Genomic DNA, 19,441 nt, shown 5'->3' with positions numbered 1-19,441 from the left:
GGTCTTTGCCCGCTCACAAGCGATTACTCTGCCGCAGCAGCTTTTGTGACCTTCAGTGAACCGCCCGCTTTTTCAACTGCCTCAACGGCAGACTTCGAAGCTCCGGTCACTTCCAGGTTCACTTTGGTGCTGATTTCGCCTTTGGCCAGGACGCGGATACCGTCCAGCTTGCGGCGGACCAGACCGGACGCAACCAGAGCGTCTTCGGTGATCGCGGCCGAAGCGTCCAGCTTGCCAGCTTCGACAAACTTCTGGATCAGGCCCAGGTTTACAACGGCGAATGCCTTGCGGTTCGGCTTGCTGAAGCCACGCTTGGGCAGGCGCTGGTACAATGGCATCTGACCGCCTTCGTAGCCGTTGATGGCCACACCCGAGCGGGATTTCTGGCCTTTGATACCACGGCCACCCATTTTACCTTTGCCGGAACCCGGACCACGACCAACACGAGTGCGTTTGGATGTGGCGCCAGGATTGTCGCGCAATTCGTTCAGTTTCATTTCGCTTCTCCTAAGCCGGATATGACCCCGAAGCGTGATGGGCCAAACACGGCATTTCTTGGTTTTGATTCTCATGGCAAAAAGCCACCGCAGGCGTATAGGCCCGATGGCGGGGCTTGGCAAGTCTGTAGATTGCCGTCCGCTCTGCGGTGCGGTCAAAGGTTCCCGGACCAGACTTCAAACTGTTCCCAAAATGACGACTTCACCGGTTTCTGACCGTTATTTGAGCAAGAATTGCATCAACTTTGACAGAAACCACTTGCCATGCCGGGGTGGTAGTCTATCCGGTTGCCTGAAGACACCAGACTGGCAGGCGCATGACTCACCCATCTCTCTCGCTCCGTGAAAAACCGGAGACAACCGCCGCGCGTGACTGGGTAACAACGCTTGCCAAATATCGCGAACCGAACCAGCTGCGCAGCGCGTTCGAGTTGGGCGTCAGCATTATTCCCTTTTTCGCGTTATGGGCTTTGTCCTGGATGTCGCTGTCGGTCAGCTATTGGCTGGCCTTTGCGATTTCCGTGCTCAACGCAGCCTTTCTGTTGCGACTGTTTGCCATCCAGCATGATTGCGGGCACGGCGCGTTCTTCAAAAACCGGTCGGTCAGTGACTGGGTCGGGCGGGGAATCGGAGTTCTGACGCTGACACCTTATGATGTATGGCGCCGCACGCATTCCACCCACCACAACAGCTCCGGCAACCTGGGCAAGCGCGGGATGGGGGACATCCATACCCTGACCGTGGCTGAATATCGGGCGAAAACGCCGATGAACCGGCTCTGGTATCGGGTTTATCGGAACCCGATCACCCTGTTCGTGTTTGGCCCTGGCTATCTGTTCCTGTTTCAGAACCGCCTGCCGCTGGGTCTGACTGACAGCGTCAGGTTCTGGGTCAGTGCGATGGCCACCAATGTCGCGATTCTGGTTGCACTAGTGGCCATCTACTATTTTGGCGGGCTGATGCCGGTACTGCTGATCTTTCTGCCCTCAACCCTTATTGCCGCTACAGCCGGAGTTTGGCTGTTCTATGTGCAGCACCAGTTCGAGGACACGCATTGGGAATCGGATGAGAACTGGCAGTTGCACGAAGCGGCCCTGCACGGAAGCTCTCATTATATATTGCCGTCCGTGTTGCAGTGGTTCACCGCCAATATCGGCATCCACCACGTACACCACCTGTACAGCCGCATTCCGTTCTACCGCCTGACCGAAGTGCTGCGCGACCACGACGAGTTGGCCAACAGCAACCGGATGACCATTCGCGAGAGCCTGGCCAACGCGCGACTGCATCTATGGGATGAGAAAAACCGCCGCCTGCTGTCCTTCGCCGAGGCCCGCGCGCTTTACGGGTAAGCGGTAGGTTCCGCGACCTGTTGGGCTGTCGGAAAGCAGCCGTTGCTCCGGGCGCGTGATGCGGATAGCGTCACCTTCATGAAACATGTCCCCAAAGAAACGACAGATGAGGCCCTTATTCAGGAGTTCCTGGATAAAGGCGGCAAAGTCAGCGTCGGCAAGACCAAACCTGCGCCTGCAGAGCTAGGTTTGAGCAAGAATGTCTGGAACGCCAAACTGACCAAAGAAGAGAAGGCCGCGCGCGACAAGAAGTGATCGTGCGAGGCCGGTTGGGCAAGCGGAAAGACGTTAAGACAGTATGTGTGACTCTAAAAGAGGGGAGCACCATCGACGTGTCCACCGGCCTCTGATCGGAACTGCCCTTGGAAAAAGATGAAAGCCCCCACGCAAGCGGGGGTTTTATGCCTATTCTCCTAGTTCGAATGCGGGAATTTCATTTGCGTGCTGAGGTTCGAGCGACCATCTATATGCCGGATGAATTTCCCATTTAAATCCAAAGTGGGCTTTTGGTTCAGCCAAAAGCTGATTGTCGGAGAAGTGTAGGCGAGTAATTTCATTTTCCTTGTCCAATCGCGCGGTAATAAAGTCACAGCGATAGAGGAAGCGGGCCAGCGCAATTGGTGTCATCGGATCGCCGTTACTAAATGTAATGTTTCCCGAGTTCAAAACTGTTTTGAGTTTTGCGACGAGTTGGCCATCATCGAAAATTGGCCCAATTCCTTGCTCGCGCTCCTTCTTGGTTTGCCTCATGCCGAGAAGAACATCTTTTAGTCTCGGCACTTCGGTTTTAAATTCGTTAATAACGTCGGTAAGTCGTTCGTTGCTGTACCTTACGAAGATGTTTTGCAAATGGGTGGAGCGTATTTTCTCTGAGTCATGTTTGTGCGCTTCTTTTGCCGAATAGTAAAATAGCTTCACCAAGTCACGCGGCCGCTTTCGCGTAAGTGTCATCAAGATTCTTCGTGTGGCGATGTTCTCCCACCTCCCGCGGCCGTGAAATCGGACGTCAATAATTGGTTCCAACAAAAGAGCTAAATCGCTCTGTTGTAGTGAAACAAGACTTTCTTGTGATCGGTCTTCACCAAAAAAGGTAGAGACGCGCTTAACCATTGTGGCCAAAATTTCGTGGTTTGACCATGCCAACCAAACTAGGTTGCTTTCTATTTTGTCAGTGGACTCGTCGGATGTTCGCACCAAATGATACACATCTGTTCTCAACCCAATCCGAAACTGAACTCTACGGTCTTCGCCAGCCATATCTCTAACAGCATTTAGTAGCGCGGAGATATTCTTAATGTCGCTTAGTCGACCTTCCCAGCCTCGATCTAAGTCGTCCAAGTAAACTCTAATCTTCTTCTCTTGGGTGAAGCGTTTAACTAGCTTTGCCACGTCTTGACTTTGCGCGCCTGAGTAGCTCTGCAACCGTTCGTAAAGCGATCCCAAAATATGTCGGACGCCTCCGGTGATTTTTTCCACCTTACTCGCTTCGTCGAAAAGGTCGCAGCCTTCGAGGGCTTTTCGAACGATTAGTGTAGAAAGGCCAACTTTCCAGTTTTCAATCAGTTGAAGAAAACTACCTGCTTCTGTGTTTATACTGCCAAAAACATCGTTCGGACGAACCCACAAGGAAATAACGTCTTCTTCAAGGTCCTCCAAATGACAAATTTTTAGAAGAGCGCTTTTGCCAACACCTTTGTAGCCCACTAACACTCTGATCGGCAGATCTGCTTTTAAGCTGTCATACGCTTTGTTTCGGAAGAAGTACTCCTTTAGTCGTTCCGGTTGTTCATTTTCTGCGTCTTCTGCTCCGAATAGGTGCGCGATCGTTTCGTCATTAAAATCAAGCATGTAGTCAGTTCCTTGGTGTTTGGCCAAAGGTTCTTTGAAACTGATTGAAAAAACAACAGCAAAAGTCATTGGGATGTAACGATTAGAGATGCCGAGAAACTAATGCCCAGCCTATAGACACCCACCCCCAACACTGCTAAATGCACCCAATCTTGCGGCCTCGGATTCGTTCCGGGGCCTAAGATATTTGAAACCGGGGACCTTCGGGGCCCTATACCTTTGGCACCTACGGGGGCCTATCACATAGCGGGGAAATCCCCGCACTTGCTAAACGGAAGACAGAAAGCATGGCACTCAAGTCGTACAAGCCGACGACGCCGGGCCAGCGCGGGCTGGTGCTGATCGACCGTTCGGAGCTTTGGAAAGGACGTCCGGTCAAGTCTCTCACTGAGGGTTTGACCAAATCGGGCGGCCGGAACAACACCGGACGGATCACTTCACGCCGCCGCGGCGGTGGCGCAAAGCGTCTCTACCGGATCGTTGACTTCAAACGGAACAAATTTGATGTCGCGGCAACCGTCGAACGGATCGAATATGACCCGAACCGGACCGCATTCATCGCACTGGTAAAATACGAAGACGGCGAGCAGGCATATATCCTGGCTCCGCAGCGTCTGGCTGTTGGTGACAAAGTCGTGGCTTCGGCCAAGGCAGACATCAAGCCGGGCAACGCAATGCCGTTCTCGGGTATGCCCATCGGTACCATCGTCCACAACATCGAGATGAAGCCTGGTAAAGGCGGTCAGATCGCACGTGCGGCCGGTACTTACGCTCAGTTCGTTGGTCGCGATGGCGGCTACGCTCAGATCCGTCTGAGCTCGGGCGAACTGCGCCTGGTCCGTCAGGAATGCATGGCCACCGTCGGTGCCGTGTCCAACCCCGACAACAGCAACCAGAACCTCGGTAAAGCCGGGCGTATGCGCCACAAGGGCGTGCGTCCGTCGGTTCGTGGTGTCGCTATGAACCCGATCGATCACCCGCACGGTGGTGGTGAAGGTCGTACCTCGGGTGGCCGTACACCGGTTACGCCTTGGGGTAAGGACACCAAGGGTAAGCGTACCCGCAACAAAAACAAAGCGTCCCAGAAGCTGATCATCCGCTCGCGGCACGCCAAGAAGAAGGGACGTTAATCCATGTCTCGCTCTGTTTGGAAGGGTCCTTTCGTCGATGCTTACGTGCTTAAAAAAGCCGAAGCAGCGCGCGAGTCGGGCCGCAACGAAGTCATCAAGATCTGGTCGCGTCGTTCCACCATTCTGCCCCAGTTCGTGGGTCTGACCTTTGGTGTGTACAACGGCCACAAGCATATCCCCGTCAACGTCTCGGAAGACATGATCGGTCAGAAGTTCGGTGAGTATTCGCCGACCCGGACCTATTATGGCCATGCCGCAGACAAAAAAGCGAAGCGGAAGTAAGTCATGGGCAAGGAAAAGAACCCCCGCCGCGTGGCTGAAAACGAAGCAATGGCGAAAACCCGCATGCTTCGCACCAGCCCGCAGAAACTGAACCTGGTTGCGCAAATGATCCGCGGCAAGAAAGTCGAGAAGGCTCTGACCGACCTGACTTTCTCGAACAAGCGTGTCGCGCAGGACGTCAAGAAGTGCCTGCAATCCGCAATCGCCAACGCCGAGAACAACCACAACCTGGACGTTGACGAGCTGATCGTCGCCGAAGCCTGGGTTGGCAAAAACCTGATCATGAAACGCGGTCGCCCTCGGGCCCGTGGCCGTTTCGGCAAGATCATGAAGCCGTTCTCGGAGATCACCATCAAGGTGCGTCAAGTTGAGGAGCAAGCCTAATGGGACATAAAGTCAATCCGATCGGCATGCGCCTTCAGGTCAACCGCACCTGGGACAGCCGCTGGTACGCTGACACCAAGGATTACGGTGATCTTCTGCTGGAAGACATCAAGATCCGTGAGTTCATCAATAAAGAGTGCAAGCAGGCCGGTGTTGCACGTGTGATCATCGAACGTCCGCACAAAAAGTGCCGCGTCACGATCCACACCGCACGTCCTGGCGTCATCATCGGCAAGAAAGGTGCGGACATCGAAGTTCTGCGCAAGAAGCTGGCCGCAATGACCGACAGCGAACTGCACCTGAACATCGTCGAAGTGCGCAAGCCCGAGCTTGACGCGCAGCTGGTTGCCGAGTCCATCGCTCAGCAGCTGGAGCGTCGTGTTTCGTTCCGTCGCGCCATGAAGCGCTCGGTTCAGAACGCCATGCGCATGGGCGCCCTGGGTATCCGGGTGAACGTCGCTGGCCGTCTGGGCGGTGCTGAAATCGCACGGACCGAGTGGTACCGCGAAGGCCGCGTGCCTCTGCACACTCTGCGTGCCGACATCGATTACGCACATGCCGAAGCGATGACCCCCTACGGGATCATCGGGATCAAGGTCTGGATCTTCAAAGGTGAGATCATGGAGCACGATCCGCAGGCACGTGACCGTAAAGCACAGGAACTCCAGGACGGCCCTGCACCTCGTGGTGCTGGTGGCGGTCGTCGCTAAGGAGGGAAAGATATGCTTCAACCAAAGCGTACTAAATTCCGCAAGATGCACAAAGGCCGGATCAAGGGCGAAGCCAAAGGTGGCTCTGATCTGAACTTTGGCACTTACGGTCTGAAAGCTCTGCAGCCTGAACGCGTCACTGCGCGTCAGATCGAAGCTGCACGTCGTGCCATGACCCGTCACATGAAACGTCAGGGTCGTGTCTGGATCCGTATCTTCCCCGACACTCCGGTCACTGCAAAGCCGATCGAAGTTCGTATGGGTAAAGGTAAGGGTTCGGTGGACCGTTGGGTTTGCAAGGTCAAGCCCGGTCGCGTGATGTTCGAGATCGACGGCGTCAATGACGAGATCGCCCGTGAGGCTCTGCGCCTTGCCGCGATGAAACTGCCGATCAAGACCCGCGTAGTGGTTCGCGAAGACTGGTAAGCGATCCGGGGGCAACCCCGTTCGTGCCAAGATTGACCCCCGTCGAGAAATCGGCGGGGGTTTTCTGTTGTTTTGGGCATATGTGATCCGGATGGCCGTGAAAATAGTCGACCTTCGATCAAAGCGTTTCTAGGCTGCGTCGAGGACTGGGAGGGTTTTATGGATCAGCCGCGCAAGAAGGTGTTTGTCAAAGAAGTCGTGACCACGGATCAATTGGGGCAACCTTGTGATCCGATCAGTCGCGTCGCGGTTATGGCCGTCATCCGGAACCCCCTGGCAGGTGCGTTTTCAGAGGATCTGTCCGAGCTGTTCGAAATCGGTGGTTCTTTGGGCGCGGAACTTGCCGCCGAGGCAGTGGCGCAACTGGACGGTGCGCCGGTTTCATACGGCAAAGCGGCGATCGTTGGCGTGAATGGTGATCTTGAACAGGGCGGGGCAGTGATCCACCCTAAACTCGGAGCGCCCATGCGTGCAGCGGCGGGCGGAGGAGAGGCGGTGATCCCCTCTAACGCCAAGTTGGGCTCACCGGGTTGCGCGATTGATCTACCTCTTGGGCACAAGGACAATCCCTGGTCGTTCGACCATTTCGACACGATGACGTTGAACATCCCTGACGCGCCAAAACCGGATGAGATCGTGCTGTGCCTTGCCTATGCCGATGGCGGCCGTCCGATCCCGCGCTGTGGCAAAGGGCCCGTCAAAAGCTAAACGGCTGGTCTTGCCGAAAACACTGGGGTATGCCCGGCCCATGGCACAGATTGAATCACTCTTCGTTACCCGTCTCTATCGCGCAGCTTTGTCCGAATTCGGTCCCAAGATCGATGCGGAGGAGCTGGAAAATTCCTGCCTTGTCATCGCCGAAGATGACGAAGCCGGTCAGGACTGGTGTGAAGAAAACGGTTATCCCGGCTACACCAGCTATGCGTCGCTGACCGATCTGCCCTGGCGGTTCCCGATCTTTGCCGATCTGGTGAAGGTGCTTGATCAGCACGTGGCGGCCTTTGCCAAGGATCTGGAGTTTGATCTGGGCGAAGGTGAACTGAAACTGGAAGATCTGTGGATCAACATCCTGCCCGAGGGCGGAATGCACTCCAGCCACCTGCACCCGCACAGCGTGATCTCGGGCACGACCTATGTGGCGATGCCTGAAGGGGCCAGCGCGCTGAAACTGGAAGACCCCCGCTCGGGCCGCATGATGGCCGCACCGACGCGGCTCAAGGGTGGACGGCGCGATTTGCAGCCGTTCATCTACATGAAACCACAGGTGGGCGACGTCCTGCTTTGGGAAAGCTGGTTGCGCCACGAGGTGCCGATGAACATGGCGGAAGATGAGCGGATCAGCGTGAGCTTTAACTATAAGTGGGACTGACGCGGCCGTCTGTCACGATCACAATTCAAGATTAAATGCAAAAAGTCCTTGCAATGTGCCGCCACATCAACGATGTGAGGCACGCTTTCGTTTTTCTCTTTCGACCACTGTCTCCCGATTATTCGGCGTTCAGTCTCTCGATCCAGACCGACAACGCCGCGCTGTCGCAATCCCGCGGACAGCAATAAACTAGGAGACTACGGATATGGCCAATGGCACCGTAAAATGGTTCAACACAACTAAAGGTTTTGGCTTCATCGCACCGGAGTCCGGTGGCAAAGACGTGTTTGTACACATCTCTGCTGTTGAGCGCTCGGGTCTGACCGGCCTGGCCGACGACCAGAAAGTAACATTCGACATCGAGCCCGGCCGTGACGGTCGCGAGTCGGCTGTGAACATCGCTCTGGCGTAAGTCACTCAGACTTAGACAGTTGAAGACGCGGTCTCGTGCAAACGAGGCCGCGTTTTGTTTTTTGCAGATTACTTGGCAGACACTCGAGCGCGAAACTTTGGGAACCCGATGCAGTTGCCATTCACGGAGCCGGATCTGTAGGCCCCGTTTTTGAATTTAAGGTCAAACTTCATCACGCTTCCCGATGAACAGCTGCCCTGCTTGGAGATCGTTGCATCGAATTGCAGCCGATCGTCTGTGACTTTTCGAACCTTGATGCCTTCTGGCGTAATTCCATGAGCCGCAAGAACCTGTGGTGTGTTGTTGTTGACGGCGATATCCATCTGCCAGGGTCGGCTGGAATTGATGGTCAGGGTCCATTTGCCGTCGGGCGCAGCCGTCGCAAGGGATGCGGACATCAACATTGTAAATGTAAAGATCGATAATTTGGAACGTTGCATAAGGCACCTCTCTGTTAAACAATCACTAAAATCAGACGATGATGATAGATCGGCATACGTTCAAAGGCCAACAGTTTGAGAATCACGGGTAGATCTGACCAAAGCGTCTGGAAAACTACCGACGATTTGAAACTTCGATTTCAGAGCGAAACACTCACTCAGAATGAGTGTGCAATCTTTCCCTTGCCACCCACCCCTGAACCCCCTATAGAGCAGCATCTTGCGGTCCCCCGGCTGAGTCGGGGGATTCGTATGTCTATCATTCATCCACCAGGTCAAAGGTGACCCGAGTTCGGGGCCTTCTGGTGTTTTGAGCAAAGGAAAAAGGCGATGAACGCCCAAGAACTGCGTGACAAGACCCCGGACCAGCTCCGCGAGGAACTGGCCAACCTGAAGAAAGAAAGCTTTAACCTGCGCTTTCAACAGGCAACCGGTCAGCTGGAAAACAATGCCGGCATCAAAGCGGCCCGCCGTAATGCTGCCCGCGTCAAAACCATTCTGAACGAAAAGGCCGCTGCCGCGGCATCCGAGGAGTAATCAGATGCCCAAGCGTATCCTGTCCGGAATCGTAACCAGCGACGCCAACGAGCAAACCGTGACTGTTTCGGTTGAACGCCGTTTCAAGCACCCGCTGCTGCACAAAACCGTTCGTAAGTCCAAGAAATACCGGGCTCACGACGAAAAGAACGCCTTCAAGGTCGGTGACACCGTACGCATCATCGAATGCGCGCCGAAATCGAAGACGAAACGTTGGGAAGTTCTGGAAGCGTAAGCTTCCGGGATTTTTCATTTGTCGAAACCCTGGGGGATTTAACAAGACCAGCCCCCACAGGTCGGGAGAAACCACATGATCCAGATGCAGACCAATCTGGATGTCGCTGACAACTCAGGCGCACGCCGAGTTCAGTGCATCAAGGTCCTGGGTGGTTCCAAGCGTAAATACGCCTCCGTCGGCGACATCATTGTCGTCTCGGTGAAGGAAGCCATCCCACGCGGCCGCGTAAAGAAAGGTGACGTCCGCAAGGCCGTCGTCGTACGCACCGCCAAGGAAGTCCGTCGCGAAGACGGCACCGCGATCCGTTTCGATCGCAACGCCGCCGTCATCCTGAACAACAACAATGAGCCGATCGGTACCCGTATCTTTGGCCCCGTTGTTCGCGAACTGCGCGGTAAGAACTTCATGAAAATCATCTCGCTGGCTCCGGAGGTGCTGTAATCATGGCTGCTAAACTCCGCAAAGGCGACAAGGTCGTCGTGCTGGCCGGCAAGGACAAGGGCAAAGAGGGGACTATCACCTCGGTTGACCCGAAAGCCGGTAAAGCTGTTGTTGATGGCATCAACATCGCCATCCGCCACACCCGTCAGTCGCAAAACTCGCAAGGTGGTCGCCTGCCTCAGGCAAACCCGATCGAGCTGTCGAACCTGGCACTGCTGGACAAGAACGGCAAAGCAACCCGCGTTGGCTTCCGCCTGGAAGGTGACAAGAAGGTCCGCTTCGCCAAGACCACAGGGGACGTGATCGATGCTTGATAACGCAACCTACACCCCGCGTCTGAAAGCTCAGTACGCCGAAACCATCCGTGCCGCTCTGAAAGAAGAGTTCGGATACAAGAACGACATGCAGCTGCCCAAGCTGGAAAAAATCGTTCTGAACATCGGTTGTGGTGCTGAGGCCGTCAAAGACTCGAAGAAAGCGAAAGCTGCTGTCGAGGATCTGACTGCGATTGCCGGTCAAAAGGCCGTTGCAACCAAGGCGAAGAAGTCGATCGCGGGATTCCGCGTCCGTGAAGACATGCCGCTAGGCACGAAAGTGACCCTGCGCGGTGACCGGATGTACGAATTCCTGGATCGTCTGATCACCATCGCGCTGCCGCGCGTTCGTGACTTCCGCGGTGTTAAGCCTTCTTTCGATGGTCAGGGCAACTTTGCCATGGGCATGAAAGAGCACATCGTGTTCCCGGAAATCGACTTCGACAAGGTCGACGAGGTCTGGGGCCTGGATATCGTAATTGCCACCACAGCGAAAACCGACGCTGAAGCAAAGGCATTGTTGAAAGCTTTCAACATGCCGTTCAACGCGTAAGCGCCGGGAGGATTGAGACATGGCTAAAAAAGCAATGATCGAACGCGAGAAGAAGCGCGAACGCCTGGTGGCCAAATATGCCGCAAAGCGTGCCGAGCTGAAAGAAATCGCGAATGACGAGAGCAAGCCGATGGAAGAGCGTTTCAAAGCGCGTCTGAAACTGGCGAAACTGCCGCGCAACAGCTCGGCTACCCGTCTGCACAACCGTTGTCAGCTGACCGGTCGTCCTCACGCTTACTACCGTAAGCTGAAGGTCAGCCGTATCGCGCTGCGCGAGCTGGGTTCTGCTGGTCAGATCCCCGGCATGGTGAAATCGAGCTGGTAAGGGAGACATAGATATGAATGATCCTATCGGCGATATGCTCACCCGTATCCGCAACGCGCAAATGCGCGGCAAGTCCACCGTTTCCACCCCAGCTTCCAAGCTGCGTGGTTGGGTTCTGGACGTGCTGGCGGACGAAGGTTATATCCGTGGCTACGAAGCGACGACCGGAGAAAACGGTCATCCGGCCATCGAAATCAGCCTGAAATACTACGAAGGCACCCCTGTCATTCGCGAACTGAAGCGGGTCTCGAAGCCCGGTCGTCGCGTATACATGGGCGTCAATGACATCCCGCAGGTCCGTCAGGGTCTGGGCGTGTCGATTGTCAGCACTCCGAAAGGTGTGATGTCGGACCAGAACGCTCGCTCCAACAATGTTGGTGGCGAAGTGCTCTGCACCGTCTTCTAAGGAGGTCTGCAATGTCTCGTATTGGTAAAAAACCGGTCGAGCTGCCCAGCGGCGTAACCGCCTCTGTGTCGGGTCAGACCATCGAAGTCAAAGGTCCGAAAGGCACCCGCAGCTTCACCGCGACTGATGATGTAACGCTGTCGGTTGAAGACAACGTTGTGCAGATCAACCCCCGTGGCATGTCCAAACGTGCCCGCCAGCAGTGGGGCATGAGCCGCACCATGGTTGCCAACCTGGTAACCGGTGTGACCCAGGGCTTCAAAAAAGAGCTGGAGATCCAGGGTGTTGGTTACCGGGCTCAGATGCAGGGCAACACCCTGAAGCTGAATCTGGGCTACAGCCACGATGTTGATTTCACTGCTCCGGAAGGTGTCACTATCACCGCACCGAAGCAGACCGAGATCGTTGTGGAAGGTATCGACCAGCAGCAAGTGGGCGAAACCGCGGCCAAAATCCGCGAGTGGCGCCGTCCCGAGCCGTACAAAGGCAAGGGCATCCGCTATAAGGGCGAGTTCATCTTCCGCAAGGAAGGCAAGAAGAAGTAAGGACGCAAACAATGGCAAACAGCAAAAGAACCCTGTTTCTGAAGCGCCGCCTGCGCGTTCGGAACAAACTTCGCAAGGTCAACGCGGGTCGTCCGCGTCTGTCCGTACACCGTTCGAACAAGAACATTTCTGTTCAGCTGATCGACGACGTGCGTGGCGTGACCCTGGCCTCGGCCTCGACCCTGGAAAAAGATCTGGGTGTTGTTGGCAAGAACAACGTCGAAGCGGCCACCAAAGTGGGCGCGGCCATCGCCGAGCGTGCCAAAAAGGCAGGCGTCGAAGAGGCCTATTTCGATCGTGGCGGCTTCCTGTTCCACGGCAAAGTGAAGGCTGTCGCCGACGCTGCGCGTGAAGGTGGTCTGAAGATCTAAGACTAAGCGCATCCCGAAAAGTGGGAACCTGTTTTCGGGTCAAGATGCGCAATGCCAAAGATTGAGGGCGGGTTTCGATCCGCCCCGACGATCCGGGGGCCTCGGCAGTAGTCGGGGCTCACTTGGATTGAAGTAAACGGCGCCGTATGCGCCACATGAGAAAAGGGATGCCAAATGGCAGAACGTGATAACCGCCGGGGCCGTGGTCGTGACCGCGATGAAACTCCGGAATTCGCAGATCGTCTGGTTGCGATCAACCGTGTGTCGAAAACCGTAAAAGGTGGTAAGCGCTTTGGCTTCGCCGCTCTGGTGGTCGTAGGCGATCAGAAAGGCCGCGTCGGCTTTGGCAAGGGTAAAGCGAAAGAAGTACCCGAAGCCATCCGCAAGGCAACTGAACAAGCCAAACGTCAGATGATCCGCGTTCAGCTGCGCGAAGGTCGGACCCTGCACCACGACATCGAGGGCCGTCACGGCGCCGGTAAAGTGGTCATGCGCACAGCACCTGAAGGTACTGGTATCATCGCCGGTGGTCCGATGCGTGCCGTGTTCGAAATGCTGGGCGTTAAGGACGTTGTATCCAAGTCGCTGGGCTCGCAGAACCCGTACAACATGATCCGTGCCACCATCAACGGCCTGCAGAAAGAGCAGAGCCCGCGTTCGGTCGCACAGCGTCGTGGCAAAAAGGTTGCTGACATCCTGCCCAAGCGGGACGAAGCACCGGCAGCTGCTGAAGCAGAAGCATAAGGAGAGCGACCCATGGCAAAAACCATCGTCGTAAAGCAGATCGGCTCGCCGATCCGCCGCCCCGCCGAACAGCGCGCGACCCTGATCGGTCTGGGCCTGAACAAGATGCACAAAACCCGTGAGCTGGAGGATACTCCTTCGGTGCGCGGCATGATCCGCAAGATCCCGCATCTGGTAGAGATCGTCGAAGAGCGCGGGTAAGCGCGATACCTTCGAAGAACTACAAGCGCCTCCGATCAATTCGGGGGCGTTTTGTTATTGATAGGTCTTGTTAGCCTCATTACTCGGACGAAGCGGCGTCAGTTGAACCTGAACGCATTCCGTCGATTGTCCGACGCATATAGTCCATGAATTGCGCGCGCTCAGCTACGCTCAAAACCCCCAGCGCATCAGCATTCACGTTCTGAGCGGCTTCATAGGCGCTGTCTCGAGGTGCAGCGGCTTTCTCGGTCAACCAGATCAATTGAGCCCTGGCATCAGCGGGATTCTTTGTTCTCTTGATCAAGCCGTCACGTTCCATTCGGTTGAGCGTGTTGGCCAGGGTCGCCTGCTCAACATCGATTTTGCCCAGCAGATCCTTTTGCGTCACACCGTCTTTCAGCCAAAGCTCCAGCAAGATCGGGAACTGGCCGACAACGATGCCTAAGGGTGCGATGCGGTGTTGCAATTCCTTCGCGAACAATCGCGCCATGTGATTGACCAGATATCCGGCCGAGGTCTCTTTTTCGAATTTCATGCTCTAGATTTACTCTTGAATAGCATGCTATGCAATATTATATAGCTTGCTATATAGTAGAATCGAAAGGAATCGAAATGGCTCGTATCGAAGATTTGGACAATATCGTCACGCTGGCAGATCAGATGCAGACCGAGGAAGGTCCGGTGGTGCTGATCAACCTGTTTACGGTGGACGCCGAAGACGAAGCGGCGCTGCTTCGGGCCTGGGCGCATGATGCAGACTTCATGAAGTCTCGGCCGGGATATATCTCGACCCAACTCCATCAGGGCATCGCGGGCAGTTCGACCTTCGTGAACTACGCGATTTGGCAGGACGTACAGAGCTTTCGAGACGCGTTCACTCATCCTGAGTTTCAGCGTCGGATTGCGGACTATCCATCAAGCGCAGTAGCCCGGCCACATCTTCTTCGAAAACTCGCAGTCGAAAACCACTGCACCGCCTGAAACGAAAACCGGAGCAGTCACATGTTAAGAGCAATTCACCCCATCGCCGGAGTATTGGGTTTTCTTACAATCCTCGTATTCTGGACATCAACCCTGTACAGCGAGTTGTTTGCAACCCATGCGACTGTCGCTGCTGTAAAGTCCATGATCGTCAGCGGTCTCTTTGTTCTGGTGCCTGCTATGATAATTGTCGGTGCGTCCGGCATGTCCCTTGGGCGCCGCCGCAAAGATGCGCCAGCGCTTGCCAAGAAGAAGCGGATGCCGATCATAGCGATGAACGGGTTGCTCATCCTGGTTCCGGCCGCCATCTACCTCAGCGCAAAGGCAAACGCTGGCTCCTTTGACACCAGCTTCTATACTGTACAGATCGTCGAACTGATTGCTGGTGCAACCAATCTGACGCTGATGGGGCTTAGCATTCGTGACGGTCGGGCGATGACTGCCCGCAAACGAAGTGCGTGGAAGAAATGAAAGCAGCATGTGATTGCGACGGGACGGCAACGTGTACAGCTATTCAATAGATGCATATCGGCTAGACCAAAAGTTCCGTTGTTAGCGATACCGAACACACCTATCTCAGCTTTGTCCAAATAAGGAACACACAAGGAAACGTCAGGGAATTCGCCCTGATTAGAGAAAGGAATATAGAAATGACAACCGCAACACTGACAAATACCGGCTTCAACTTCGGCACCCGGATCGCGGACATGATCGCACGGATCAAAACGGCGCGTGCACGTGCCGCTGAGTATCAGCGCACCTATTCCGAGTTGCAGCACCTGAGCAACCGCGAATTGGATGACATTGGCGTCCGCCGTTGCGACATCGCAGACATTGCGCACCGGCACGTATACTGCTCGTAACCGCAAATACCTGCAAACCAGCTCAAAGGCGCCATTCGGCGCCTTTTCTGTTTTCTGAAATAGACTCCCGCCTGGCACACAGGGCTTTCAGGTGCGCTCTGAGGGCTAAAACATGTGCGGCATGCCCTCTTTCCCGGATCCAACCATTTCGTCGCCCTACGACGCTAAAATCAACGCAATGGTTCCATTGAAGCTGCGAAGCGGCCCTGCAGCACTTGGGAAACACTACGAAGAAACAATCTCGGCAGAAACCTGGGCTGCGCCAATCAGTTTTTTCACCACGATCCATAGGGCAAGCGCGAGCGTCCTTAAACGCGACACACGACGCAGAATACTACCGTCACCTGAGGAAGGTTTGATCCAACGACCTGCGGCCCTACTGCGGCCTCTCACAGGCGGTTCAGATCCTTCTCATTTCAAACCGTCCAGCCACAGCCCGCCTGAATCGTCCTGGGCAGCATTCAATCCGGTTCCAGTACCTGAAACGAAATCGGCCCCGGCGGGTTGAACCGCCGAGGCCGTGAATAGTCGCAGTAAGCGTCGGATCAAAGACCGGTGCTTACGTCGATGGTGTTACCCTCTTCCAGGGTCACATATGCTTTTTTGACGTCTTTCCGACGGCCCAGCTGGCCGCGGAACCGCTTGACCTTGCCTTTGGTCACGGTGGTGTTCACCGCTTTGACCTTCACACCAAACAGCGCCTCAACGGCCTCTTTGATCTGCGGCTTGTTGCTGTCGATCGCCACTTCAAAGACAACCGCGCCATTTTCGGACGCCATGGTCGACTTTTCGGTGATGATCGGCTTGCGGATCACGTCGTAGTGTTCTGCCTTCGCGCTCATTTCAGACGAGCCTCCAGTGCTTCGACAGCCGCTTTGGTGAGCACCAGGGTATCACGCTTGAGGATGTCATAAACGTTTGCACCCATCGACGGCAGGATATCCAGACCTTCGATGTTGCGCGACGCCTTCAGGAAACCTTCGTTCACGGTCGCCCCGTCGATGACCAGAGCGCGCTTCCAGCCCAGGTTTGCAACCTGTTTGGCCAGTGCAGCGGTCTTGCCTTCGGCTTCGGCGTTTTCGATCACAACCAGTTCACCAGCTGCCATTTTGGCAGACAGCGCGTGGCGCAGACCGAGTTTACGGAACTTTTTCGGCAGGTCGTGACCATGCGAACGCACGACCGGACCCTTGTAAACGCCACCACCCCGGAAGATCGGTGCCGAGCGTGCGCCGTGGCGTGCGCCACCGGTGCCTTTTTGGCGATAGATCTTCTTGGTCGAGTAGGACACTTCCGAGCGGGTCTTCACCTTGTGGGTGCCGGCCTGCGCGTTGTTGCGCTGCCAACGGACCACACGGTGCAGGATGTCCGCGCGCGGCTCCAGGCCGAACAGGTCTGCATCCAGCTCGATGTTGCCGGCTTTCCCGCCGTCCAGTTTGATTACATCAAGTTTCATGCTTCACCACCTTCCGCGGGAGCTTCTTCCGCAGGTGCTTCAGTTGCAGCACCTTTTACGGCTGCCGGGAAAGGCAGACCTTCGGGTGCTTTCTTCTTGACGGCGTCCTTGACAGTAACCCAGCCCGATTTCGGTCCGGGAACGGCGCCTTTGATGAAGACCAGACCACGGTCGGCGTCAGTTTTGACGACTTCCAGGTTCTGGGTGGTTACACGGGCAGCACCCATGTGACCGGCCATCTTCTTGCCTTTGAACACCTTGCCCGGGTCCTGACACTGACCGGTCGAACCGTGCGAACGGTGGCTGATCGAAACACCGTGCGAAGCGCGCAGACCACCGAAGTTGTGGCGCTTCATTGCACCGGCAAAGCCTTTACCGATCGAGGTGCCCGAAACGTCAACCTTCTGACCTTCCAGGAAGTGTTCTGCCGAAATTTCGGCACCCACTTCGATCAGGCCGTCTGCGGAGACGCGGAACTCGGCCAGCTTACGCTTGGGCTCGACCTTGGCAGCGGCGTAGTGACCGCGCATGGCCTTCGAGGTGCGTTTTGCCTTGGCAGCACCAGCACCCAGCTGAACGGCGGTGTAGCCGTCTTTGTCATCGGTGCGCTGTGCAACGACCTGCAGGTTGTCCAGGTGAAGAACGGTCACAGGGATCTGCTTGCCGTCTTCCATGAACAGGCGGGTCATGCCAACTTTTTTTGCGATAATACCAGAGCGCATATTCTATACCCTCCGATCTTACGACTGCAGCTTGATCTCGACGTCCACACCAGCAGCGAGGTCGAGCTTCATCAGCGCGTCAACGGTCTGGGGGGTCGGATCAACGATGTCGAGCAGACGCTTATGCGTACGGATCTCGAACTGGTCGCGGGATTTCTTGTCAACGTGAGGGCCACGGAGAACCGTGAACTTCTCGATCTTGTTCGGCAGCGGGATCGGGCCACGCACGTTCGCGCCGGTCCGCTTGGCAGTGTTGACGATCTCTTGCGTGCTGGCATCCAGAACGCGATAGTCAAATGCCTTCAGCCGAATACGGATATTTTGGCTTTGCATAATAACAGCCTTTTATCAGGCGTTGAGGTTGAGAGGAGGATAAGCGCGCATCGCCAACCCTCATCGAACCCAAAAGGCGGGAATCACCCCGCCTTGATGTTCTTAGTGAGAACTCGCGCGAGATACAGGGGTGTGTGGGGTTTGGCAAGAGGGGAAATTCATCTCTGCTCCGGGAAGGCAGCCCGATATCAAAGCATTTGCCTGTCACCGTGGGTCAGCCATTGATTTGGCTCAATACGCACAAAGGGCGCAGCCACTAGACTCTGGCTTGGATAACCTAAGACCGGAGCGAACTGTCACTCCCAAGGGGAAGTGCCTGGTCCATCTTGACCAAAGGAAAACCACGATGCTTAAACATGTTGTAACTGCTGCGTTCCTTGGCGCAACGCTAACGGTGCTGTCGAGCGACGCCGCAGCCCAACAAGGCGCATCAAACGACCTTAGAAAGTTCTTTGAAAGTCGCGAAATTCCAGTCTCAACCGATAACTTTGTGCGTGCTGCCACAGACATCGAATTTGGAAAATACGTTGCGCTGTCAGGTGGCATTAACAAAGTTCTGCACATACGAGAACCTACCCCGATTGACCAACAGCCCACGATCCGCATGAACCGGGACACCCTTTATAGCATGGCAGTCATTGACATCACCGAAGGAGCAACCCTTACCTTGCCGGATGGAGGGGACCGCTACATCTCGGCACAAATCGTCAACCAGGATCACTATATGAACAAGGTGTTCCTAGGCGCAGGAACGTATGAGTTGGACACAGGCACGTTCGACACACCTTTCGTTGTGATGATTGCCCGGCTTTTAGTGGACGCCAGCGACCCCGACGACATCGCGCAAGTTTCTGCGCTACAAGACAAGATCATTCTAGAAGCCAAGTCTGAAACCCCCTTTATTGTGCCAAATTACGACGAGGAAAGCTTTGATGGCGTTTTGCAAGCTGCGCTATCACTTAGCCGGTTTATTCCTGATAGCCGGGACACGTTTGGCGCCAAAGGCGAAGTGGACCCGATCCGCCACTTTTTGGGAGCCGCCTTCGGCTGGGGCGGGTTGCCGGAGGAATCCGCCTTTTACCTGTCAATTGACCCCAATCGCCCTATTGGAGAATATGAAATCAATGTCCCGGCCTCAGTCCCAGTGGACGCCTTTTGGTCCGTTAGCGTCTACAATGCAGATGGCTTTTTTGAGGAAAACGAGATCGGTGTATACAATGTGAATTCTGTTTCGGGCACCGAGAACGACGATGGCAGCATGACCGTTCATCTTGGCGGATGCGATGACGGACGGATAAACTGTATCTCGCTTACAGATGGATGGAACTATGCGGTGCGCCTATACCAACCTGGCCCGGAAATCCTCGATGGAACATGGGCCTTCCCTGAGGCGGTTCCGGTGTCCATGGACTGAAAGCAAAGGCCTGATGCAAAAAACTGCTATGTAAAAAGGCCGCCCCTTGTGGGACGGCCTTCTTTAGTCTCACCGATGTGCCGGGCTGAAGCCCGGCCTATCGATTATTCTACGATCTTCGACACAACGCCGGCGCCAACGGTGCGG

33 protein-coding genes are annotated in these 19,441 nt (G+C 55.4%); 25 read left to right on the top strand and 8 right to left on the bottom strand.

Annotated elements, in window-relative coordinates; translation table 11 throughout:
- Positions 1-23 precede the first annotated feature (23 nt).
- Positions 24-497 carry a 50S ribosomal protein L15 gene (rplO, locus tag ALB80_RS19895; protein ID WP_050605846.1) on the bottom strand — a complete coding sequence of 158 codons (474 nt, stop codon included), beginning with the start codon at positions 495-497 and terminating at the stop codon, positions 24-26.
- A 317-nt stretch (positions 498-814) separates the two neighbouring features.
- Between rplO and ALB80_RS19890 the strand changes: the two genes are divergently transcribed.
- Both ALB80_RS19890 and ALB80_RS22455 read left to right on the top strand, forming a co-directional pair.
- Positions 815-1,849 (top strand): fatty acid desaturase, encoded by a 1,035-nt coding sequence (locus tag ALB80_RS19890; RefSeq protein ID WP_050605845.1) that lies wholly within the window; start codon positions 815-817, stop codon positions 1,847-1,849.
- 78 nt (positions 1,850-1,927) lie between these two features.
- Positions 1,928-2,104, top strand: coding sequence for a hypothetical protein (locus ALB80_RS22455; protein ID WP_050605905.1), 177 nt, complete (start codon positions 1,928-1,930; stop codon positions 2,102-2,104).
- Positions 2,105-2,254: 150 nt separating this feature from the next.
- Here ALB80_RS22455 and ALB80_RS19880 read toward each other — a convergent pair whose 3' ends face one another.
- Entirely contained in the window at positions 2,255-3,766 is a 1,512-nt protein-coding gene (locus ALB80_RS19880) for a P-loop ATPase, Sll1717 family (RefSeq protein WP_157054285.1), read from the bottom strand.
- Positions 3,767-3,984: 218 nt separating this feature from the next.
- On the opposite strand from ALB80_RS19880, the gene rplB reads away from it, so the two are divergent.
- The 8 genes from rplB to ALB80_RS19840 all read left to right on the top strand — a co-directional run bounded on the left by rplB (position 3,985) and on the right by ALB80_RS19840 (position 8,410).
- Complete coding sequence (gene rplB / locus ALB80_RS19875) at positions 3,985-4,827, top strand: 50S ribosomal protein L2 (protein ID WP_050605843.1); 843 nt, start codon at positions 3,985-3,987, stop codon at positions 4,825-4,827.
- 3 nt (positions 4,828-4,830) lie between these two features.
- Positions 4,831-5,109, top strand: a complete 279-nt coding sequence (rpsS, locus tag ALB80_RS19870) for a 30S ribosomal protein S19 (RefSeq protein ID WP_010437056.1) — start codon at positions 4,831-4,833, stop codon at positions 5,107-5,109.
- 3 nt (positions 5,110-5,112) lie between these two features.
- Entirely contained in the window at positions 5,113-5,493 is a 381-nt protein-coding gene (rplV, locus tag ALB80_RS19865) for a 50S ribosomal protein L22 (protein WP_050605842.1), read from the top strand.
- Positions 5,493-6,203, top strand: a complete 711-nt coding sequence (gene rpsC / locus ALB80_RS19860) for a 30S ribosomal protein S3 (protein ID WP_050605841.1) — start codon at positions 5,493-5,495, stop codon at positions 6,201-6,203. The genes rplV and rpsC overlap by 1 nt, the downstream gene beginning before the upstream one ends.
- Before the next feature lie 12 nt (positions 6,204-6,215).
- Complete coding sequence (gene rplP, locus ALB80_RS19855; protein WP_050605840.1) at positions 6,216-6,629, top strand: 50S ribosomal protein L16; 414 nt, start codon at positions 6,216-6,218, stop codon at positions 6,627-6,629.
- Between the two features lie 159 nt (positions 6,630-6,788).
- Complete coding sequence (locus ALB80_RS19850; protein ID WP_050605839.1) at positions 6,789-7,337, top strand: amino acid synthesis family protein; 549 nt, start codon at positions 6,789-6,791, stop codon at positions 7,335-7,337.
- A gap of 40 nt (positions 7,338-7,377) precedes the next feature.
- Positions 7,378-7,998: a 2OG-Fe(II) oxygenase family protein gene (locus ALB80_RS19845; protein WP_050605904.1), complete on the top strand. Its 621-nt coding sequence runs from the start codon at positions 7,378-7,380 to the stop codon at positions 7,996-7,998.
- Between the two features lie 205 nt (positions 7,999-8,203).
- The gene (locus ALB80_RS19840) at positions 8,204-8,410 is read left to right on the top strand and encodes a cold-shock protein (RefSeq protein ID WP_050605838.1); all 207 of its coding nucleotides are present in this window, start codon (positions 8,204-8,206) and stop codon (positions 8,408-8,410) included.
- A 68-nt stretch (positions 8,411-8,478) separates the two neighbouring features.
- Here ALB80_RS19840 and ALB80_RS19835 read toward each other — a convergent pair whose 3' ends face one another.
- Entirely contained in the window at positions 8,479-8,850 is a 372-nt protein-coding gene (locus tag ALB80_RS19835; RefSeq protein ID WP_157054284.1) for a hypothetical protein, read from the bottom strand.
- Positions 8,851-9,180: 330 nt separating this feature from the next.
- Here ALB80_RS19835 and rpmC point away from each other — a divergent pair, with 330 nt between their 5' ends.
- The 11 genes from rpmC to rpmD all read left to right on the top strand — a co-directional run bounded on the left by rpmC (position 9,181) and on the right by rpmD (position 13,525).
- Positions 9,181-9,387, top strand: coding sequence for a 50S ribosomal protein L29 (gene rpmC, locus ALB80_RS19830; RefSeq protein WP_050605836.1), 207 nt, complete (start codon positions 9,181-9,183; stop codon positions 9,385-9,387).
- A 4-nt stretch (positions 9,388-9,391) separates the two neighbouring features.
- Positions 9,392-9,622, top strand: a complete 231-nt coding sequence (gene rpsQ / locus ALB80_RS19825) for a 30S ribosomal protein S17 (RefSeq protein WP_039538279.1) — start codon at positions 9,392-9,394, stop codon at positions 9,620-9,622.
- A gap of 75 nt (positions 9,623-9,697) precedes the next feature.
- Positions 9,698-10,066 carry a 50S ribosomal protein L14 gene (rplN, locus tag ALB80_RS19820; protein ID WP_039523372.1) on the top strand — a complete coding sequence of 123 codons (369 nt, stop codon included), beginning with the start codon at positions 9,698-9,700 and terminating at the stop codon, positions 10,064-10,066.
- A gap of 2 nt (positions 10,067-10,068) precedes the next feature.
- Complete coding sequence (rplX, locus tag ALB80_RS19815) at positions 10,069-10,380, top strand: 50S ribosomal protein L24 (protein WP_050605835.1); 312 nt, start codon at positions 10,069-10,071, stop codon at positions 10,378-10,380.
- Positions 10,373-10,933, top strand: a complete 561-nt coding sequence (gene rplE, locus ALB80_RS19810; protein ID WP_050605834.1) for a 50S ribosomal protein L5 — start codon at positions 10,373-10,375, stop codon at positions 10,931-10,933. Before rplX ends, rplE begins: the two co-directional genes overlap by 8 nt.
- A gap of 19 nt (positions 10,934-10,952) precedes the next feature.
- On the top strand, positions 10,953-11,258 hold the full coding sequence (rpsN, locus tag ALB80_RS19805; RefSeq protein ID WP_010437098.1) for a 30S ribosomal protein S14: 306 nt from the start codon (positions 10,953-10,955) through the stop codon (positions 11,256-11,258).
- A gap of 13 nt (positions 11,259-11,271) precedes the next feature.
- Positions 11,272-11,664 carry a 30S ribosomal protein S8 gene (rpsH, locus tag ALB80_RS19800; RefSeq protein WP_008757119.1) on the top strand — a complete coding sequence of 131 codons (393 nt, stop codon included), beginning with the start codon at positions 11,272-11,274 and terminating at the stop codon, positions 11,662-11,664.
- Positions 11,665-11,675: 11 nt separating this feature from the next.
- Positions 11,676-12,209: a 50S ribosomal protein L6 gene (rplF, locus tag ALB80_RS19795; protein WP_050605833.1), complete on the top strand. Its 534-nt coding sequence runs from the start codon at positions 11,676-11,678 to the stop codon at positions 12,207-12,209.
- Between the two features lie 11 nt (positions 12,210-12,220).
- The gene (gene rplR / locus ALB80_RS19790; RefSeq protein WP_010437103.1) at positions 12,221-12,580 is read left to right on the top strand and encodes a 50S ribosomal protein L18; all 360 of its coding nucleotides are present in this window, start codon (positions 12,221-12,223) and stop codon (positions 12,578-12,580) included.
- A 174-nt stretch (positions 12,581-12,754) separates the two neighbouring features.
- A complete protein-coding gene (gene rpsE, locus ALB80_RS19785) occupies positions 12,755-13,324 on the top strand; it encodes a 30S ribosomal protein S5 (protein WP_050605832.1) in 570 nt (189 codons plus the stop codon).
- Positions 13,325-13,336: 12 nt separating this feature from the next.
- Complete coding sequence (gene rpmD / locus ALB80_RS19780) at positions 13,337-13,525, top strand: 50S ribosomal protein L30 (protein WP_050605831.1); 189 nt, start codon at positions 13,337-13,339, stop codon at positions 13,523-13,525.
- A 79-nt stretch (positions 13,526-13,604) separates the two neighbouring features.
- Here rpmD and ALB80_RS19775 read toward each other — a convergent pair whose 3' ends face one another.
- Positions 13,605-14,060: a MarR family winged helix-turn-helix transcriptional regulator gene (locus ALB80_RS19775; RefSeq protein WP_050605830.1), complete on the bottom strand. Its 456-nt coding sequence runs from the start codon at positions 14,058-14,060 to the stop codon at positions 13,605-13,607.
- A 77-nt stretch (positions 14,061-14,137) separates the two neighbouring features.
- Between ALB80_RS19775 and ALB80_RS19770 the strand changes: the two genes are divergently transcribed.
- The 3 genes from ALB80_RS19770 to ALB80_RS19760 all read left to right on the top strand — a co-directional run bounded on the left by ALB80_RS19770 (position 14,138) and on the right by ALB80_RS19760 (position 15,369).
- A complete protein-coding gene (locus ALB80_RS19770; RefSeq protein ID WP_050605829.1) occupies positions 14,138-14,506 on the top strand; it encodes an antibiotic biosynthesis monooxygenase in 369 nt (122 codons plus the stop codon).
- Positions 14,507-14,527: 21 nt separating this feature from the next.
- On the top strand, positions 14,528-14,977 hold the full coding sequence (locus ALB80_RS19765; protein ID WP_050605828.1) for a hypothetical protein: 450 nt from the start codon (positions 14,528-14,530) through the stop codon (positions 14,975-14,977).
- Between the two features lie 179 nt (positions 14,978-15,156).
- Entirely contained in the window at positions 15,157-15,369 is a 213-nt protein-coding gene (locus ALB80_RS19760) for a DUF1127 domain-containing protein (protein ID WP_050605827.1), read from the top strand.
- A gap of 545 nt (positions 15,370-15,914) precedes the next feature.
- Here ALB80_RS19760 and ALB80_RS19755 read toward each other — a convergent pair.
- From ALB80_RS19755 to rpsJ, 4 genes are read right to left on the bottom strand one after another with little or no spacing between them, the layout of a single operon-like run.
- Entirely contained in the window at positions 15,915-16,211 is a 297-nt protein-coding gene (locus ALB80_RS19755; RefSeq protein WP_008757532.1) for a 50S ribosomal protein L23, read from the bottom strand.
- Positions 16,208-16,825: a 50S ribosomal protein L4 gene (gene rplD / locus ALB80_RS19750; protein ID WP_050605826.1), complete on the bottom strand. Its 618-nt coding sequence runs from the start codon at positions 16,823-16,825 to the stop codon at positions 16,208-16,210. Before rplD ends, ALB80_RS19755 begins: the two co-directional genes overlap by 4 nt.
- Positions 16,822-17,547, bottom strand: a complete 726-nt coding sequence (gene rplC / locus ALB80_RS19745) for a 50S ribosomal protein L3 (RefSeq protein ID WP_050605825.1) — start codon at positions 17,545-17,547, stop codon at positions 16,822-16,824. Before rplC ends, rplD begins: the two co-directional genes overlap by 4 nt.
- Positions 17,548-17,565: 18 nt before the next feature.
- On the bottom strand, positions 17,566-17,880 hold the full coding sequence (gene rpsJ, locus ALB80_RS19740; protein WP_008756422.1) for a 30S ribosomal protein S10: 315 nt from the start codon (positions 17,878-17,880) through the stop codon (positions 17,566-17,568).
- 346 nt (positions 17,881-18,226) lie between these two features.
- On the opposite strand from rpsJ, the gene ALB80_RS19735 reads away from it, so the two are divergent.
- On the top strand, positions 18,227-19,294 hold the full coding sequence (locus ALB80_RS19735; protein WP_083445389.1) for a DUF1214 domain-containing protein: 1,068 nt from the start codon (positions 18,227-18,229) through the stop codon (positions 19,292-19,294).
- The last annotated feature ends 147 nt before the right edge of the window (positions 19,295-19,441 follow it).

The organism is Ruegeria sp. 6PALISEP08 (assembly GCF_001238295.1).
Classification (GTDB): domain Bacteria; phylum Pseudomonadota; class Alphaproteobacteria; order Rhodobacterales; family Rhodobacteraceae; genus Ruegeria.
The sequence above is the reverse complement of the archived record's forward strand: the minus strand, read 5'-3'. Positions and strand labels throughout refer to the sequence as shown.

Excerpts from the sequence above, each read along its gene's own strand:
- rplR (WP_010437103.1), top strand. The coding sequence starts at position 12,221 with ATGGCAAACAGCAAAAGAACCCTGTTTCTGAAGCGCCGCCTGCGCGTT.
- ALB80_RS19880 (WP_157054285.1), bottom strand. The coding sequence starts at position 3,766 with ATGACTTTTGCTGTTGTTTTTTCAATCAGTTTCAAAGAACCTTTGGCC.
- ALB80_RS19845 (WP_050605904.1), top strand. The coding sequence starts at position 7,378 with ATGGCACAGATTGAATCACTCTTCGTTACCCGTCTCTATCGCGCAGCT.
- rplB (WP_050605843.1), top strand. The coding sequence starts at position 3,985 with ATGGCACTCAAGTCGTACAAGCCGACGACGCCGGGCCAGCGCGGGCTG.
- ALB80_RS19735 (WP_083445389.1), top strand. The coding sequence starts at position 18,227 with ATGCTTAAACATGTTGTAACTGCTGCGTTCCTTGGCGCAACGCTAACG.
- rpsQ (WP_039538279.1), top strand. The coding sequence starts at position 9,392 with ATGCCCAAGCGTATCCTGTCCGGAATCGTAACCAGCGACGCCAACGAG.
- ALB80_RS19835 (WP_157054284.1), bottom strand. The coding sequence starts at position 8,850 with ATGCAACGTTCCAAATTATCGATCTTTACATTTACAATGTTGATGTCC.
- rplD (WP_050605826.1), bottom strand. The coding sequence starts at position 16,825 with ATGAAACTTGATGTAATCAAACTGGACGGCGGGAAAGCCGGCAACATC.
- rplP (WP_050605840.1), top strand. The coding sequence starts at position 6,216 with ATGCTTCAACCAAAGCGTACTAAATTCCGCAAGATGCACAAAGGCCGG.
- rpmC (WP_050605836.1), top strand. The coding sequence starts at position 9,181 with ATGAACGCCCAAGAACTGCGTGACAAGACCCCGGACCAGCTCCGCGAG.
- ALB80_RS19840 (WP_050605838.1), top strand. The coding sequence starts at position 8,204 with ATGGCCAATGGCACCGTAAAATGGTTCAACACAACTAAAGGTTTTGGC.
- rplE (WP_050605834.1), top strand. The coding sequence starts at position 10,373 with ATGCTTGATAACGCAACCTACACCCCGCGTCTGAAAGCTCAGTACGCC.
- ALB80_RS19775 (WP_050605830.1), bottom strand. The coding sequence starts at position 14,060 with ATGAAATTCGAAAAAGAGACCTCGGCCGGATATCTGGTCAATCACATG.
- rpsE (WP_050605832.1), top strand. The coding sequence starts at position 12,755 with ATGGCAGAACGTGATAACCGCCGGGGCCGTGGTCGTGACCGCGATGAA.
- rplX (WP_050605835.1), top strand. The coding sequence starts at position 10,069 with ATGGCTGCTAAACTCCGCAAAGGCGACAAGGTCGTCGTGCTGGCCGGC.
- ALB80_RS19755 (WP_008757532.1), bottom strand. The coding sequence starts at position 16,211 with ATGAGCGCGAAGGCAGAACACTACGACGTGATCCGCAAGCCGATCATC.
- rpsS (WP_010437056.1), top strand. The coding sequence starts at position 4,831 with ATGTCTCGCTCTGTTTGGAAGGGTCCTTTCGTCGATGCTTACGTGCTT.
- ALB80_RS22455 (WP_050605905.1), top strand. The coding sequence starts at position 1,928 with ATGAAACATGTCCCCAAAGAAACGACAGATGAGGCCCTTATTCAGGAG.
- rplN (WP_039523372.1), top strand. The coding sequence starts at position 9,698 with ATGATCCAGATGCAGACCAATCTGGATGTCGCTGACAACTCAGGCGCA.
- rplV (WP_050605842.1), top strand. The coding sequence starts at position 5,113 with ATGGGCAAGGAAAAGAACCCCCGCCGCGTGGCTGAAAACGAAGCAATG.
- rpsC (WP_050605841.1), top strand. The coding sequence starts at position 5,493 with ATGGGACATAAAGTCAATCCGATCGGCATGCGCCTTCAGGTCAACCGC.
- ALB80_RS19850 (WP_050605839.1), top strand. The coding sequence starts at position 6,789 with ATGGATCAGCCGCGCAAGAAGGTGTTTGTCAAAGAAGTCGTGACCACG.
- rpsJ (WP_008756422.1), bottom strand. The coding sequence starts at position 17,880 with ATGCAAAGCCAAAATATCCGTATTCGGCTGAAGGCATTTGACTATCGC.
- rpsN (WP_010437098.1), top strand. The coding sequence starts at position 10,953 with ATGGCTAAAAAAGCAATGATCGAACGCGAGAAGAAGCGCGAACGCCTG.
- rpsH (WP_008757119.1), top strand. The coding sequence starts at position 11,272 with ATGAATGATCCTATCGGCGATATGCTCACCCGTATCCGCAACGCGCAA.
- rplO (WP_050605846.1), bottom strand. The coding sequence starts at position 497 with ATGAAACTGAACGAATTGCGCGACAATCCTGGCGCCACATCCAAACGC.
- ALB80_RS19770 (WP_050605829.1), top strand. The coding sequence starts at position 14,138 with ATGGCTCGTATCGAAGATTTGGACAATATCGTCACGCTGGCAGATCAG.
- rplF (WP_050605833.1), top strand. The coding sequence starts at position 11,676 with ATGTCTCGTATTGGTAAAAAACCGGTCGAGCTGCCCAGCGGCGTAACC.
- rpmD (WP_050605831.1), top strand. The coding sequence starts at position 13,337 with ATGGCAAAAACCATCGTCGTAAAGCAGATCGGCTCGCCGATCCGCCGC.
- ALB80_RS19765 (WP_050605828.1), top strand. The coding sequence starts at position 14,528 with ATGTTAAGAGCAATTCACCCCATCGCCGGAGTATTGGGTTTTCTTACA.
- ALB80_RS19890 (WP_050605845.1), top strand. The coding sequence starts at position 815 with ATGACTCACCCATCTCTCTCGCTCCGTGAAAAACCGGAGACAACCGCC.
- ALB80_RS19760 (WP_050605827.1), top strand. The coding sequence starts at position 15,157 with ATGACAACCGCAACACTGACAAATACCGGCTTCAACTTCGGCACCCGG.
- rplC (WP_050605825.1), bottom strand. The coding sequence starts at position 17,547 with ATGCGCTCTGGTATTATCGCAAAAAAAGTTGGCATGACCCGCCTGTTC.